Source organism: Salmonella sp. A7 (assembly GCF_020181675.1).
Classification (GTDB): domain Bacteria; phylum Pseudomonadota; class Gammaproteobacteria; order Enterobacterales; family Enterobacteriaceae; genus Salmonella; species Salmonella enterica.
Genome location: NZ_CP084001.1, coordinates 3,135,298 through 3,149,746 on the forward strand (window position 1 = coordinate 3,135,298; position 14,449 = coordinate 3,149,746).

Here is a 14,449-nt window from a genome sequence, read left to right on the forward strand (position 1 = left end):
TTAATTGCTTTCTGTTACATTCAACTGCTGGTGGGGGAAGCAGACCGCCAGAAAGAAAATTGACTTGTTTTCCATAGGCATGAAAATAATTGTCTCCTGTTGACCTGACGCTTATAACATTTAGATTAATAATCATTTATCAGATCAATAATTTTCAGAGAATAATTAATTCGCCTCGCAAAAAAGAGAATCGACTTAGAGCCTATCCCACCAGGCGTTATTGGCGCAGCCAGTTTGGACACGGACAGCGCGCAAAAACCGGAGCGTACACGTAGTACGTGAGGATTTTGAGCACTGCCCAGGTCCAAAATGGCAAGTAAAATAGCCCTAATGGGATAGGCTCTTGGAAATGCAGAGAAAAAACGCCGCAGAACGCGGCGTTGACAAGGTATTTTTACAGCATTCGCCTGTTGGCGCAGTGCTTATTCGCCCGCTTTCGCCCAGGTATCACGCAGGCCCACAGTGCGGTTAAAGACCAGCTTATCGGCCGTTGCATAGCGGCTGTCGAGGCAGAAGTAGCCTTCACGTTCAAACTGGAAAGCTTTCCCTGCTACCGCCGCTTTCAGTGACGGCTCGCCATAACCCTGCTTAATCACTAATGATTCGGGGTTGATAACGGACAGGAAGTCCTCCGCGGCGCCTGGATTCGGCACGCTGAACAGACGGTCGTAGAGACGAATTTCAATCGGCAGCGCATGTGCTGCGCTAACCCAGTGGATTACGCCTTTCACTTTACGCCCGTCAGCCGGATCTTTACTCAGCGTATCGGCATCATAGGTACAGAAGATGGTGGTGATATTCCCTTCGGCATCCTTCTCTACGCGCTCCGCTTTAATGACGTAGGCATTACGCAGACGCACTTCTTTGCCCATCACCAGACGCTTGTACTGCTTGTTCGCTTCTTCGCGGAAATCTGCGCGATCGATCCAGATCTCACCGCTAAACGGCACTTCACGGCTGCCCATCTCCGGTTTATTCGGATGGTTAGGCATGGTAACCATTTCGCTCTCACCCTGCGGGTAGTTTTCGATAACCAGTTTTACCGGATCGATTACCGCCATTGCGCGCGGCGCGTTTTCGTTCAGATCTTCGCGAATGCAGGATTCCAGCGACGCCATCTCAATGGTGTTGTCCTGCTTGGTGACGCCGATGCGTTTGCAGAACTCACGAATAGAAGCCGCGGTATAGCCGCGACGGCGCAGACCGGAAATAGTCGGCATACGCGGATCGTCCCAACCTTCGACGTGTTTGTCGGTCACCAGCAGGTTCAGCTTACGCTTGGACATCACGGTGTATTCCAGATTCAGCCGCGAGAATTCGTACTGGCGCGGGTGAACCGGAATGGTGATGTTGTCCAGTACCCAGTCGTACAGACGACGGTTGTCCTGGAACTCCAGCGTACACAGAGAATGAGTAATACCTTCCAGCGCATCGCTGATGCAGTGAGTAAAGTCGTACATCGGGTAGATGCACCACTTCGTGCCGGTCTGATGATGCTCGGCGAATTTAATGCGATACAGCACCGGATCGCGCATCACGATAAACGGCGACGCCATGTCGATTTTAGCGCGCAGACAGGCTTTACCCTCTTCAAAACCGCCGGTACGCATTTTTTCAAATAGCGCGAGGTTTTCTTCCACGCTGCGATCGCGGAACGGGCTGTTTTTACCCGGCGCGGTCAGCGTACCGCGGTATTCGCGGATCTGCTCCGGCGTCAGCTCATCAACGTAGGCCAGGCCTTTATTGATCAGCTCGACCGCATAGGCGTGCAGTTGGTCAAAGTAATCGGAGGAGTAGCGAATATCGCCAGACCAGTGAAAGCCTAACCACTCGACGTCGTTTTTGATCGAATCAACGTACTCGATATCTTCTTTTACCGGGTTGGTGTCATCGAAACGCAGGTTGCACTGGCCCTGATAATCTTGCGCGATGCCAAAGTTCAGGCAGATAGATTTCGCGTGGCCGATGTGCAGATAGCCATTCGGCTCCGGCGGAAAACGGGTATGGACAGTGGTATGTTTACCACTCGCCAGATCTTCATCAATAATCTGACGAATAAAGTTAGTCGGGCGGGCTTCAGCCTCACTCATCGTGGATTCCTCAAAGCGTAAACAACGTATAACGGCATATGATCTTATAAGCCGGACAGACTGACAACCTTTAGTTACTTAAAAAGTGGCTTTGCAGAAAATATTGGGGCTAATTGCGGTAAAAAAAAGCGGCGAAGGTTCCCCTCTGCCGCTTATGTTTTCTGTGATATCGCCGGATGACGTCTTACGCCTTATCCGGCCAGGAAGCGATTATTTGCTCTTGATCTCGTACAGTGGCGTTTGACCCGCTACCACGTGACCATCCGCTTTGATGACCAGAGCGCTGAAGTCATCGCTGTTGCTACAAACAACCGGGCTTATCATGGAACGCGCATTGGCATTCAGGAAGTCCAGATCCAGTTCCAGAACCGGCTGACCCGCCGTGACTTCCGCACCCTCTTCTACCAGACGCTTGAAGCCCTGACCGTTCAGCGCGACGGTATCGATACCCATATGGACAACGATCTCCGCGCCTTTTTCGGTTTCCAGACAGAACGCGTGGTTAGTGTTGAAGATTTTCACGATAGTACCCGCGGCCGGAGAAACCACGGTTTTATCGGTGGGTTTCACTGCTACGCCGTCGCCGACCGCTTTGCTGGCGAAAGCTTCATCCGGTACCTGATCCAGCGCCACTACCTCACCGGTAATCGGAGAGACTAGTTCAGCGATAGTCACCGCATTCGGCACCGCCTGGGGTTTGGCCGCCGGAGCAGGTGTTGCAACGTGAGCCGCATCAGCAGACGCTGCCGCGACCGGCCCCCGCGCCACCACTTTCTTCATTTCATCGCCAATCGATTCCGCTTTCGCGCCGACAATAACCTGAATGGTCTGTTTGTTCAGTTTCACCACGCCGGAAGCGCCGAGGCGTTTGCAGGCCGCATCGTTGACACGAGCAGAGTCATTCACGGTCAGGCGCAGACGGGTAATACACGCATCGATCGCTTTCAGGTTGTCCGTACCGCCAACCGCAGCAATATAGCTGGTCGCCAGTTGCGTTAACCCTTCTTCGGTGTTGCTGTTGGCTTCTTCCGTTACCATCTCATCAACTTTATCTTCGCGGCCCGGCGTTTTCAGGTTAAACATACGAATAACCGCGCTGAACAGCAGGAAGTAGATGATAAAGAATACAACGCCCATCACCAGCAACATCCAGACGTTATTGCTGGCCGCTGGCAGGTTATACATCAGAACATAGTCGATCGCGCCTGCCGAGAAAGAGAAGCCCGCATGGATACCCAGCAACGTCGCGACGAACAGGCTGATACCGGTCAAAATGGCGTGCAGGAGGTACAGCAGCGGCGCCAGGAACATAAACAGGAATTCCAGCGGCTCGGTTACGCCGGTCAGAAACGCGGTGATCGCGACAGACAGCAGCATACCGCCCACCATCGGACGACGTTCTTTCGGCGCGGCGAAATACATCGCCAGAGCGGCGCCCGGCAGACCAAACATCATGATCGGGAAGAAGCCGGACATAAACATCCCCGCCGTGCCGTCGCCAGCATAGAAGCGGTTGATGTCGCCGTGGAATACAGTGCCTGCGGCATTGGTGAATTCGCCAATCTGGAACCAGGCGATGGTGTTCAGTACCTGATGCAGACCGGTTGGGATCAGCAGACGGTTGATGAAGCCAAAGATACCGGAACCCAGCGCGCCTGCGGAAACGATCCATTCACCGCCCGCATGGATGCCATGCTGTACCGGCGGCCAGACGTAACCGAAAATAGCGGCCAGCACCAGACAGAAAAAGCCCGTTGCGATCGGCACAAAACGTTTTCCACCGAAGAAACTGAGAAAATCAGGCAGTTTGATACCAGACCAGCGATTATAAACCGCGCCGCCGACCAGACCGGTAATAATCCCCGCCAGCACGCCCATGTTGATTTCCGGGTTAATCGTCACCATCGCTTTGGTCATGACGAAGTAACCCACGGCTCCCGCCAGCGCTGCCGCGCCCGCGCTATCTTTAGACCAACTGGATGCCACGCCGATAGCGAAAACCAGCGCCAGGTTATCGAAAATAGACCCGCCCGCTTGCGCGATAAACGGCATATTCAGCAAATCTGGTTGGCCGAATCGCAGCAACAACGCTGCCACCGGCAACACGGCGATAGGGAGCTGCAACGCCCTACCCAGCCGCTGGAAAAAACCTAAAACATTCATCTTATTCCCCCTACGAGACGCCGATATGGCTTCTTTGAAGCCGTTTTTTATTGTGCTGCAAACGTTAAAAACGTGATGTTCTGTAATCGAACGGTGAGATCATCTTCTGCAGAGTGTGTGGAAAATTAATTCGCCTCGCAAATTAAACGGGTGTTTTTTGTGATTATAATCACTAAATATCGTAATCACCCCCACCATCCACTGGCTAACACGGAAAACTTATTTTATGATTCAAAAAATCAGGACGGATTGAACACGAACCCTGGATATCCAGGTTACGCTTAATACGATCCGCCAAATTTTGACATTGATTATTGAGGTGAAGAATGAGACTGATCCCCCTGAGTACCGCAGAACAGGTTGGCAAATGGGCCGCTCGCCATATCGTTAACCGTATTAATGCGTTCAAACCGACCGCCGATCGTCCGTTTGTCCTTGGACTGCCTACCGGCGGCACGCCGCTAACGGCGTACAAAGCGCTGGTTGAGATGCACAAAGCGGGCGAGGTCAGCTTTAAGCATGTGGTCACCTTTAATATGGACGAATATGTTGGCCTGCCGAAAGAGCACCCGGAAAGCTACCACAGCTTTATGCATCGTAACTTTTTCGATCACGTTGATATTCCAGCAGAAAACATCAATCTTCTCAACGGTAACGCACCGGATATCGATGCAGAATGCCGTCAATATGAAGAAAAAATTCGTTCTTACGGTAAAATCCATCTGTTTATGGGCGGCGTCGGCAACGACGGTCACATCGCCTTTAACGAACCGGCGTCTTCCCTGGCTTCCCGTACCCGTATCAAAACGTTAACCCATGATACTCGCGTAGCGAACTCCCGCTTCTTTGACGGCGACGTAAACCAGGTGCCGAAATACGCGCTGACGGTAGGCGTGGGCACGCTGCTGGATGCGGAAGAAGTGATGATTCTGGTGCTGGGCCATCAGAAAGCCCAGGCGCTGCAGGCGGCGGTTGAAGGCAACGTCAACCACATGTGGACTATTAGCTGCCTGCAACTCCATCCGAAAGCGGTTGTGGTATGCGATGAGCCGTCCACAATGGAACTTAAAGTTAAAACATTGAAATATTTCAATGAATTAGAAGCAGAAAATATTAAAGGTCTGTAATGTTGTCTCCGCCCCGCCAGTCAATGCGGGGCGGTAAATTTTTGATATCGGGGGTCAGAATGTATGCTTTAACCCAGGGCCGGATCTTTACCGGTCACGAAATTCTTGATGACCATGCGCTTGTTGTCGCTAATGGCCTGATTGACCGCGTTTGTCCGATGGCCGAACTGCCGCCGGGAATAGAACAACGCTCATTGAATGGGGCCATTCTCTCCCCCGGTTTTATTGATGTGCAGTTAAACGGCTGCGGCGGCGTGCAGTTTAACGATACCGCAGAAGCCGTCAGCGTTGAAACGCTGGAAATTATGCAGAAAGCCAATGAAAAATCGGGCTGTACTAACTTTCTGCCAACGCTTATCACTACCAGCGACGAATTGATGAAACAGGGTATTCGCGTCATGCGCGAATACCTGGAAAAACATCCGCACCAGGCGCTGGGTCTCCACCTGGAAGGCCCCTGGCTTAATCTGGTAAAAAAAGGCACCCATAATCCTGATTTCGTGCGTAAACCAGACGCTGCGCTGGTCGATTTCTTGTGCGATAATGCCGACGTCATCACCAAAGTTACACTCGCGCCGGAAATGGTGCCTGCTGACGTAATCGCTAAACTGGCGAATGCGGGCATTGTGGTTTCCGCAGGCCACTCCAACGCGACGTTAAAAGAGGCAAAAGCGGGCTTCCGCGCCGGGATTACCTTTGCGACTCACCTGTTTAACGCGATGCCGTACATTACAGGGCGTGAGCCGGGCCTTGCTGGCGCCGTTCTGGACGAAGCGGATATTTATTGCGGCGTTATCGCCGATGGTCTGCATGTCGACTACGCCAACATTCGCAATGCCAAACGCCTGAAAGGCGACAAACTTTGTCTGGTGACAGACGCCACCGCACCGGCGGGGGCCAATATTGAGCAGTTCATTTTCGCAGGTAAAACAATATACTACCGCAATGGACTGTGTGTGGATGAAAACGGTACGTTGAGCGGTTCGTCCTTAACCATGATTGAAGGCGTACGTAACCTGGTCGCGCATTGCGGCATCGCGCTGGATGAAGTGCTGCGCATGGCAACGCTCTATCCGGCACGCGCTATCGGCGTTGATAAACATCTCGGTAGCATTGCGCCGGGTAAAGTCGCCAACCTGACCGCGTTCACCCACGATTTTAAAATTATCAAGACCATCGTTAATGGTGACGAGGTCGTTGACTTGAGTAAGTGAGAATATGACACCAGGCGGACAAGCTCAGATAGGTAACGTTGATCTCGTAAAACAGCTTAACAGCGCGGCCGTTTACCGCCTGATTGACCAGCATGGTCCTATCTCGCGCATACAAATTGCCGAGCAAAGCCAGCTTGCTCCCGCCAGCGTAACGAAAATTACGCGTCAACTCATTGAACGCGGGCTGATCAAAGAAGTCGATCAGCAGGCCTCTACCGGAGGCCGCCGCGCTATCTCTATCGTCACGGAAACCCGTAACTTCCATGCCATTGGCGTTCGCCTGGGGCGTCATGACACCACTTTAACGCTCTACGATCTGAGCAGTAAAGTGGTCGCTGAGGAGCATTATCCGCTACCGGAGCGCACTCAGGAGACGCTGGAACATGCGCTGCTCAACACCATCGCCGTCTTTATTGATAGCTGTCAGCGTAAAATTCGTGAATTGATCGCTATCTCGGTGATCCTGCCAGGGCTTGTCGATCCGGAAAGCGGCGTGATTCGTTACATGCCGCACATTCAGGTTGAAAACTGGGGACTGGTCGAAGCGCTGGAAAAACGGTTTCACGTTACCTGTTTCGTGGGACACGATATTCGTAGCCTGGCGCTGGCGGAACACTACTTCGGCGCCAGTCAGGATTGCGAGGACTCGATTCTGGTGCGCGTCCATCGTGGTACAGGCGCCGGGATTATCTCCAACGGGCGCATCTTCATTGGCCGTAACGGCAACGTCGGCGAAATTGGGCACATTCAGGTGGAGCCGTTGGGCGAGCGCTGCCACTGCGGTAATTTCGGCTGTCTGGAAACCATTGCCGCCAATGTGGCGATTGAACAACGGGTGCTGAATTTACTTAAACAAGGGTATCAAAGCCGTGTTCCGCTTGACGACTGCACGATTAAAACCATCTGTAAGGCGGCAAACCGGGGCGACAGCCTGGCCTCGGAAGTCATTGAGCATGTTGGTCGCCATTTGGGCAAAACGATCGCCATTGCTATCAACCTGTTTAATCCGCAAAAAATCGTCATTGCCGGCGAGATCATTGAAGCCGATAAAGTCCTGTTGCCCGCTATCGAAAGCTGTATCAATACGCAGGCGTTAAAGGCATTTCGCAAAAATTTGCCGGTGGTACGCTCCACGCTGGATCACCGTTCTGCTATCGGCGCATTTGCCTTAGTTAAACGCGCCATGCTCAACGGAACATTGCTGCAACGTTTGCTGGAAAGTTGATGCGCTCTTATAGTATCGGATTATTCACAAATTCCCTGGGTAGTTCATGACCATCAAGAATGTAATCTGCGATATCGACGGCGTGCTGATGCACGACAACGTAGCCGTACCCGGTGCGGCGGAATTTCTGACGGGGATTCTGGAAAAAGGTCTGCCGCTGGTGCTGCTGACCAATTACCCGTCGCAAACCGGCCAGGATCTGGCGAACCGTTTTGCTACCGCTGGCGTTAACGTGCCGGACAGCGTGTTTTATACTTCAGCAATGGCGACAGCCGATTTTCTGCGCCGTCAGGAAGGTAAGAAAGCGTATGTCGTGGGCGAAGGCGCGCTTATTCACGAGCTCTATAAAGCGGGTTTTACCATTACCGATGTGAACCCTGATTTTGTCATCGTTGGAGAAACCCGCTCCTACAACTGGGACATGATGCATAAAGCGGCATTTTTCGTCGCCAATGGCGCGCGCTTTATCGCCACCAATCCGGATACCCACGGTCGCGGCTTTTATCCGGCCTGCGGCGCGCTGTGCGCAGGCATTGAAAAAATTTCCGGCCGGAAGCCGTTTTATGTCGGCAAACCCAGCCCGTGGATCATCCGCGCGGCGTTAAACAAAATGCAGGCGCACTCGGAAGAGACCGTTATCGTCGGCGACAACCTGCGCACCGACATTCTGGCGGGATTCCAGGCCGGTCTGGAGACCATTCTGGTGCTTTCAGGCGTATCAACAATCAATGATATTGACAGTATGCCGTTCCGCCCAAGCTGGATTTACCCTTCCGTCGCTGAGATCGACGTTATCTAAACCTGTCCCCTGCCTGATGACGCGCCGCTTTCAGGCCTACGGTTCGAACAACATTGTAGGTCTGATAAGCGAAACGCCATCAGGAAAAACATAATTCAATTAAACCACGATAAAACTGAAGATCCATCAATAAATCCACGCAATACGTAATCATTTTTCACTAATCAACAATGACGATTGCATTTTTCATTTTTCAGACCGTAATCCCCTTGCGCCTTCCACGCCTTTGCGGCATTTTTTAGTCAAGCAAACACAAAAAGTACGACGCAACAGATTAACGGAGAAGGCTATGTGTTCTATTTTCGGCGTATTCGATATCAAAACAGATGCAGCGGAACTGCGTAAAAAAGCCCTTGAACTGTCACGCCTGATGCGCCATCGCGGCCCGGACTGGTCCGGCATCTACGCTTGCGATAACGCGATTCTCGCACATGAACGCTTGTCGATTGTTGATGTTAACGCCGGCGCCCAGCCCCTGTATAACGCCAGAAAAACCCACGTGCTGGCGGTGAACGGTGAAATTTATAACCATCAGACGTTACGCGCGGAGTATGGCGATCGTTACGCGTTCCAGACAGGCTCCGACTGCGAAGTTATCCTCGCGCTATATCAGGAAAAAGGGCCGGATTTCCTTGACGATTTACAGGGGATGTTCGCCTTCGCCCTGTATGACAGCGAAAAAGACGCTTATCTGATTGGTCGTGACCATATCGGTATTATTCCGCTCTACATGGGCTATGACGAATTCGGCAACTTCTACGTAGCGTCAGAAATGAAAGCGCTGACCCCGGTCTGCCGCACCATTAAAGAGTTCCCGGCGGGCAGCTACCTGTGGAGCAAAGACGGCGAAATTCGTCAGTACTATCAGCGCGACTGGTTCGATTACGATGCGGTAAAAGACAACGTTACCGACAAAAACGCGCTGCGCCAGGCGCTGGAAGAATCCGTGAAAAGCCACCTGATGTCCGACGTCCCTTACGGCGTGCTGCTCTCCGGCGGTCTGGACTCGTCGATTATCTCGGCTATCACCAAAAAATTCGCCGCCCGTCGCGTCGAAGATCAGGAGCGCTCCGAAGCCTGGTGGCCACAGTTGCACTCTTTTGCGGTCGGTCTGGAAGGTTCGCCTGACCTGAAGGCGGCCCAGGAAGTGGCTAACCACCTCGGCACCGTGCATCATGAAATTCACTTCACCGTGCAGGAAGGCCTTGATGCCATTCGTGATGTTATCTACCACATCGAAACCTATGACGTGACCACTATCCGCGCCTCAACGCCGATGTATCTGATGTCGCGTAAGATCAAAGCGATGGGCATCAAAATGGTGCTCTCCGGCGAAGGCTCCGATGAGGTGTTTGGCGGCTACCTGTACTTCCATAAAGCGCCGAACGCCAAAGAGTTACATGAAGAGACGGTCCGTAAGCTACAGGCGCTGCATATGTATGACTGCGCCCGCGCCAACAAAGCGATGTCCGCCTGGGGCGTGGAAGCGCGCGTACCGTTCCTGGATAAAAAATTCCTCGACGTGGCGATGCGTATCAACCCACAGGATAAAATGTGCGGCAACGGCAAGATGGAAAAACACGTGCTGCGCGAGTGCTTCGAGTCTTATCTGCCAGCAAGCGTCGCGTGGCGTCAGAAAGAGCAGTTCTCTGACGGCGTAGGCTACAGCTGGATTGATACGCTGAAAGAGGTGGCGGCGAAACAGATTTCCGATCAACAACTGGAAACCGCCCGCTTCCGCTTTCCATACAACACGCCGTCGTCTAAAGAAGCGTACTTGTACCGGGAAATTTTTGAAGAGCTGTTCCCGGTGCCAAGCGCGGCGGAATGCGTACCCGGCGGCCCGTCCGTCGCCTGTTCTTCCGCCAAAGCCATTGAGTGGGATGAAGCATTCAAAACGATGGATGACCCATCAGGCCGCGCGGTCGGCGTGCATCAGTCGGCGTACCAGTAAATTAACGATGACGAAAGAGCCCTTAGGGGCTCTTTTTTTATAGCAAACCACTTTCGGAAAAACGATTAATAACCAATAATTGCCGAATATTGCGCCACGCTGTTCGCAACCTAACCAAACAGACACTTTCCGACGTTTTTCGATGAAAAAGAGGTTGACGCTTCAAGGCTCAATACGCATAATGCGCCCCGCAACGCCGATAAGGTAACGCGAAAAAAAGATGGCTACGTAGCTCAGTTGGTTAGAGCACATCACTCATAATGATGGGGTCACAGGTTCGAATCCCGTCGTAGCCACCATCTTTTTTGCGGGAGTGGCGAAATTGGTAGACGCACCAGATTTAGGTTCTGGCGCCGCAAGGTGTGCGAGTTCAAGTCTCGCCTCCCGCACCATTCACCGATAAGCGTTGTACGGATGGGGTATCGCCAAGCGGTAAGGCACCGGTTTTTGATACCGGCATTCCCTGGTTCGAATCCAGGTACCCCAGCCATATTTCTTCGAGTTTGCGGTTCACCGCGACGGTATTGGGGTATCGCCAAGCGGTAAGGCACCGGTTTTTGATACCGGCATTCCCTGGTTCGAATCCAGGTACCCCAGCCATCGAAGAAATCATCTGGCTACGTAGCTCAGTTGGTTAGAGCACATCACTCATAATGATGGGGTCACAGGTTCGAATCCCGTCGTAGCCACCATATTCAGAACGCGTCGAGGTATTCGACCGGTTCGAAAATAATTTGTTGGGGTATCGCCAAGCGGTAAGGCACCGGATTCTGATTCCGGCATTCCGAGGTTCGAATCCTCGTACCCCAGCCAGTTTTAAAGACGCTCTGCTAATGAGCGCAAGAAGTACGACAATTGGGGTATCGCCAAGCGGTAAGGCACCGGATTCTGATTCCGGCATTCCGAGGTTCGAATCCTCGTACCCCAGCCACCTTTAAAAAGCTCGCTTCGGCGAGCTTTTTGCTTTTCTGGTAATTCGGACTGCCTGATGGCGCTACGCTTATCAGGCCTACGGGCGAATACAGGCCGGGTAAGGTATTGCCGCCACCCGGCATAACACAAACTACAACCCCAACGCATACTTCAGCGCCTGACGTTTTAGCACGCCTGCGCGCTGCGCCGCCATCAGCCCCATATTGCGTAAAATACGCAGCGGCGGCAATTCATTGCTGAACCCGGCATAAAACAGATCCATTCCACTTTGCATCATAAAATTATCTGCCATGCGCCGCGTCTGATAGCGTTTCAACACCGAATGGCTGACCCAGGACTCGCCATAGCTACGGGCACTCGCCAGCACATCAATCAACGCATCAACATCCCGATACCCCAGGTTGACGCCCTGCCCGGCCAGCGGATGAATGGTATGCGCCGCGTCGCCTACCAGCGCCAGCCCCGGTTGTACATACTGCAACGCGTGACGACGGGTTAGCGGAAACGCGCCCGCCGCGACCGGCATCACCGCCCCCAGACGCGCCGGAAAATGCTGGTTAATTTCCACCTGCAATTGCGTCATCGATAAACTCTGTAGCTGGCGAATACGTGCCGGAGCGTCATACCACACCAGCGACGCCCAATCGTCGAACAGCGGCAAAAAGGCGCGCGGCCCCGTCGGCGTAAACTGCTGCCAGGTGCTGTCGCCTGGCGCATTTTCACACTTGACGGTGATAAGCATACACGACTGCGCATATTGCCAGGCATGAATGCCAATTCCCGCCATTTGCCGAACCTGCGAATTCGCGCCGTCGGCGCCAATCACTAACTTCGGCGTTACCCATTCGCCGTCGGCCAGTTCCAGCGCATAACCATCGTGGCGGCGGTGCAATGCCGACAGTGAAGCCGGAACGCGCAGCGTCACGCCGGGGTGCGCTTCCAGCGCCTGCCATAGCGCCTGTTGCAGGACATTGTTCTCCACCATATAGCCTAACAGCGGCAGCTTGAGTTCAGCGGCGTCGAACACCACATGGGCGTTTTCCCACTCCCAGGTCTCCAGTCGCCGATAAGGATGGCTACGCATCCCCTGCACCGCCTCCCAAACGCCCAGTCCCTTGAGCAGCGCCACGGATGCCGCGCTAATGGCCGAAATCCGCACGTCAGGCTGGCTGTTAGCCACAAACGGCGCAGGCGCGGCATGATCTATTACCATCACCGTAAACCCTTGCTGCGCCAGACCCAGCGCCAGCGCGCCGCCGACCATTCCCCCGCCGACAATGGCAATTTCCGTTGGTTGATTTGTCATGGTCATTCATCCTGTTACGTTTTAGACAAGTTTACAGGATTTTTTACCCATTAGGGCTGACGTCAGTCATACTGGTCACAACCGCGCCAAAGCATTACACTATGCGCCCTGCTTTTCAGCCACTATTTCGCAAGAGCAAGTCGATGACTAAAAAACTCCATATTAAAACCTGGGGCTGTCAGATGAACGAGTACGATTCATCGAAGATGGCCGATCTGCTGGACGCCACCCACGGCTATCAACTGACCGACGTGGCGGAAGAGGCGGATGTGCTGCTGTTGAATACCTGCTCAATCCGCGAGAAGGCTCAGGAAAAAGTCTTCCATCAATTAGGTCGCTGGAGACTGTTAAAAGAGAAAAATCCCGATCTGATTATCGGCGTCGGCGGCTGCGTGGCTTCCCAGGAAGGCGAGCACATTCGTCAACGCGCCCATTACGTCGACATTATTTTTGGCCCGCAAACCTTACACCGCCTGCCGGAGATGATTAACTCCGTGCGTGGCGACCGCAGCCCGGTGGTCGATATCAGCTTCCCGGAAATCGAGAAGTTCGATCGTTTGCCGGAGCCGCGCGCAGAAGGCCCGACCGCTTTCGTTTCTATCATGGAAGGCTGCAATAAATATTGTACTTACTGCGTGGTGCCGTATACCCGCGGTGAAGAAGTCAGCCGTCCCTCAGACGATATCCTGTTCGAAATCGCCCAGTTAGCGGCGCAGGGCGTGCGTGAGGTCAACCTGCTGGGCCAGAACGTTAACGCCTGGCGCGGAGAAAACTACGACGGCACCACCGGCACCTTTGCCGATCTGCTGCGTCTGGTTGCCGCCATCGACGGCATTGACCGTATTCGCTTTACCACCAGCCATCCGATTGAGTTCACCGACGATATTATCGAGGTATATCGCGATACGCCGGAACTGGTCAGTTTCCTGCATCTGCCGGTACAGAGCGGTTCCGATCGCGTGTTGAATCTGATGGGGCGCACCCACACTGCGCTGGAATATAAAGCAATCATCCGTAAACTGCGCGCGGCGCGGCCGGACATTCAGATAAGCTCTGACTTTATCGTCGGTTTCCCTGGCGAAACTACCGATGATTTCGAAAAAACCATGAAGCTTATCGCTGACGTCAACTTTGATATGAGCTACAGCTTTATCTTCTCTGCGCGTCCGGGAACGCCGGCTGCCGATATGGTTGATGACGTACCGGAAGAAGAGAAAAAGCAGCGTCTGTATATTCTGCAAGAGCGTATCAATCAGCAGGCGATGGCATGGAGCCGCCGTATGCTCGGCACGACACAGCGCATTCTGGTGGAAGGCACGTCACGTAAAAACATTATGGAACTATCTGGCCGTACCGAAAACAATCGGGTGGTGAACTTTGAAGGCACGCCGGAGATGATTGGTAAGTTTGTCGATGTGGAAATTACTGACGTCTATCCGAACTCGCTGCGCGGAAAAGTGGTGCGTACCGAAGATGAAATGGGTCTGCGCGTCGCCGAAACGCCGGAGTCCGTCATTGCCCGTACCCGTAAAGAAAATGAGCTGGGGGTAGGATTCTACCAGCCTTAATCCTGCTGGAAAGGCAATAATGCCCGATGGCGCTACGCCTGTCGGGCTTCCTGGTCATGGCCTGTCGCCC

Annotated in this window: 9 protein-coding genes and 7 tRNA genes; 13 read left to right on the plus strand and 3 right to left on the minus strand. The window is 53.2% G+C overall.

All coding sequences use genetic code 11. The annotated features are described in order from the left end of the window. Positions 1-422: 422 nt before the first annotated feature. Positions 423-2,090, minus strand: a complete 1,668-nt coding sequence (glnS, locus tag LCS67_RS15420) for a glutamine--tRNA ligase (RefSeq protein ID WP_001287186.1) — start codon at positions 2,088-2,090, stop codon at positions 423-425. A 210-nt stretch (positions 2,091-2,300) separates the two neighbouring features. Next, positions 2,301-4,253, minus strand: coding sequence for a PTS N-acetyl glucosamine transporter subunit IIABC (gene nagE / locus LCS67_RS15425; RefSeq protein WP_023262936.1), 1,953 nt, complete (start codon positions 4,251-4,253; stop codon positions 2,301-2,303). Positions 4,254-4,579: 326 nt separating this feature from the next. Here nagE and nagB point away from each other — a divergent pair, with 326 nt between their 5' ends. From nagB to LCS67_RS15485, 12 genes are all read left to right on the plus strand, one after another. Beyond that, the gene (nagB, locus tag LCS67_RS15430; protein WP_001237059.1) at positions 4,580-5,380 is read left to right on the plus strand and encodes a glucosamine-6-phosphate deaminase; all 801 of its coding nucleotides are present in this window, start codon (positions 4,580-4,582) and stop codon (positions 5,378-5,380) included. Positions 5,381-5,439: 59 nt separating this feature from the next. Continuing rightward, positions 5,440-6,594 (plus strand): N-acetylglucosamine-6-phosphate deacetylase, encoded by a 1,155-nt coding sequence (gene nagA, locus LCS67_RS15435; protein ID WP_000271186.1) that lies wholly within the window; start codon positions 5,440-5,442, stop codon positions 6,592-6,594. 4 nt (positions 6,595-6,598) lie between these two features. Further along, positions 6,599-7,819 carry a DNA-binding transcriptional regulator NagC gene (gene nagC, locus LCS67_RS15440; RefSeq protein WP_000187579.1) on the plus strand — a complete coding sequence of 407 codons (1,221 nt, stop codon included), beginning with the start codon at positions 6,599-6,601 and terminating at the stop codon, positions 7,817-7,819. Between the two features lie 46 nt (positions 7,820-7,865). Next, the gene (gene nagD, locus LCS67_RS15445; RefSeq protein WP_000153143.1) at positions 7,866-8,618 is read left to right on the plus strand and encodes a ribonucleotide monophosphatase NagD; all 753 of its coding nucleotides are present in this window, start codon (positions 7,866-7,868) and stop codon (positions 8,616-8,618) included. A 289-nt stretch (positions 8,619-8,907) separates the two neighbouring features. Next, complete coding sequence (gene asnB, locus LCS67_RS15450; protein ID WP_000337032.1) at positions 8,908-10,572, plus strand: asparagine synthase B; 1,665 nt, start codon at positions 8,908-8,910, stop codon at positions 10,570-10,572. A gap of 222 nt (positions 10,573-10,794) precedes the next feature. Beyond that, positions 10,795-10,871: transfer RNA gene (locus LCS67_RS15455), tRNA-Met, on the plus strand. Between the two features lie 8 nt (positions 10,872-10,879). Next, a tRNA-Leu gene (locus LCS67_RS15460) sits at positions 10,880-10,964 on the plus strand. Between the two features lie 23 nt (positions 10,965-10,987). Beyond that, positions 10,988-11,062, plus strand: a tRNA-Gln gene (locus tag LCS67_RS15465). A 35-nt stretch (positions 11,063-11,097) separates the two neighbouring features. Next, a tRNA-Gln gene (locus LCS67_RS15470) sits at positions 11,098-11,172 on the plus strand. A 15-nt stretch (positions 11,173-11,187) separates the two neighbouring features. Further along, positions 11,188-11,264, plus strand: a tRNA-Met gene (locus LCS67_RS15475). A gap of 46 nt (positions 11,265-11,310) precedes the next feature. After that, positions 11,311-11,385: transfer RNA gene (locus LCS67_RS15480), tRNA-Gln, on the plus strand. A gap of 43 nt (positions 11,386-11,428) precedes the next feature. Beyond that, positions 11,429-11,503: transfer RNA gene (locus tag LCS67_RS15485), tRNA-Gln, on the plus strand. A 132-nt stretch (positions 11,504-11,635) separates the two neighbouring features. Here the strand turns inward: LCS67_RS15485 and ubiF are convergent. Further along, complete coding sequence (ubiF, locus tag LCS67_RS15490) at positions 11,636-12,811, minus strand: 3-demethoxyubiquinol 3-hydroxylase (protein WP_023262949.1); 1,176 nt, start codon at positions 12,809-12,811, stop codon at positions 11,636-11,638. Positions 12,812-12,954: 143 nt separating this feature from the next. Between ubiF and miaB the strand changes: the two genes are divergently transcribed. After that, complete coding sequence (gene miaB, locus LCS67_RS15495) at positions 12,955-14,379, plus strand: tRNA (N6-isopentenyl adenosine(37)-C2)-methylthiotransferase MiaB (protein WP_001519200.1); 1,425 nt, start codon at positions 12,955-12,957, stop codon at positions 14,377-14,379. Positions 14,380-14,449: the final 70 nt, after the last annotated feature.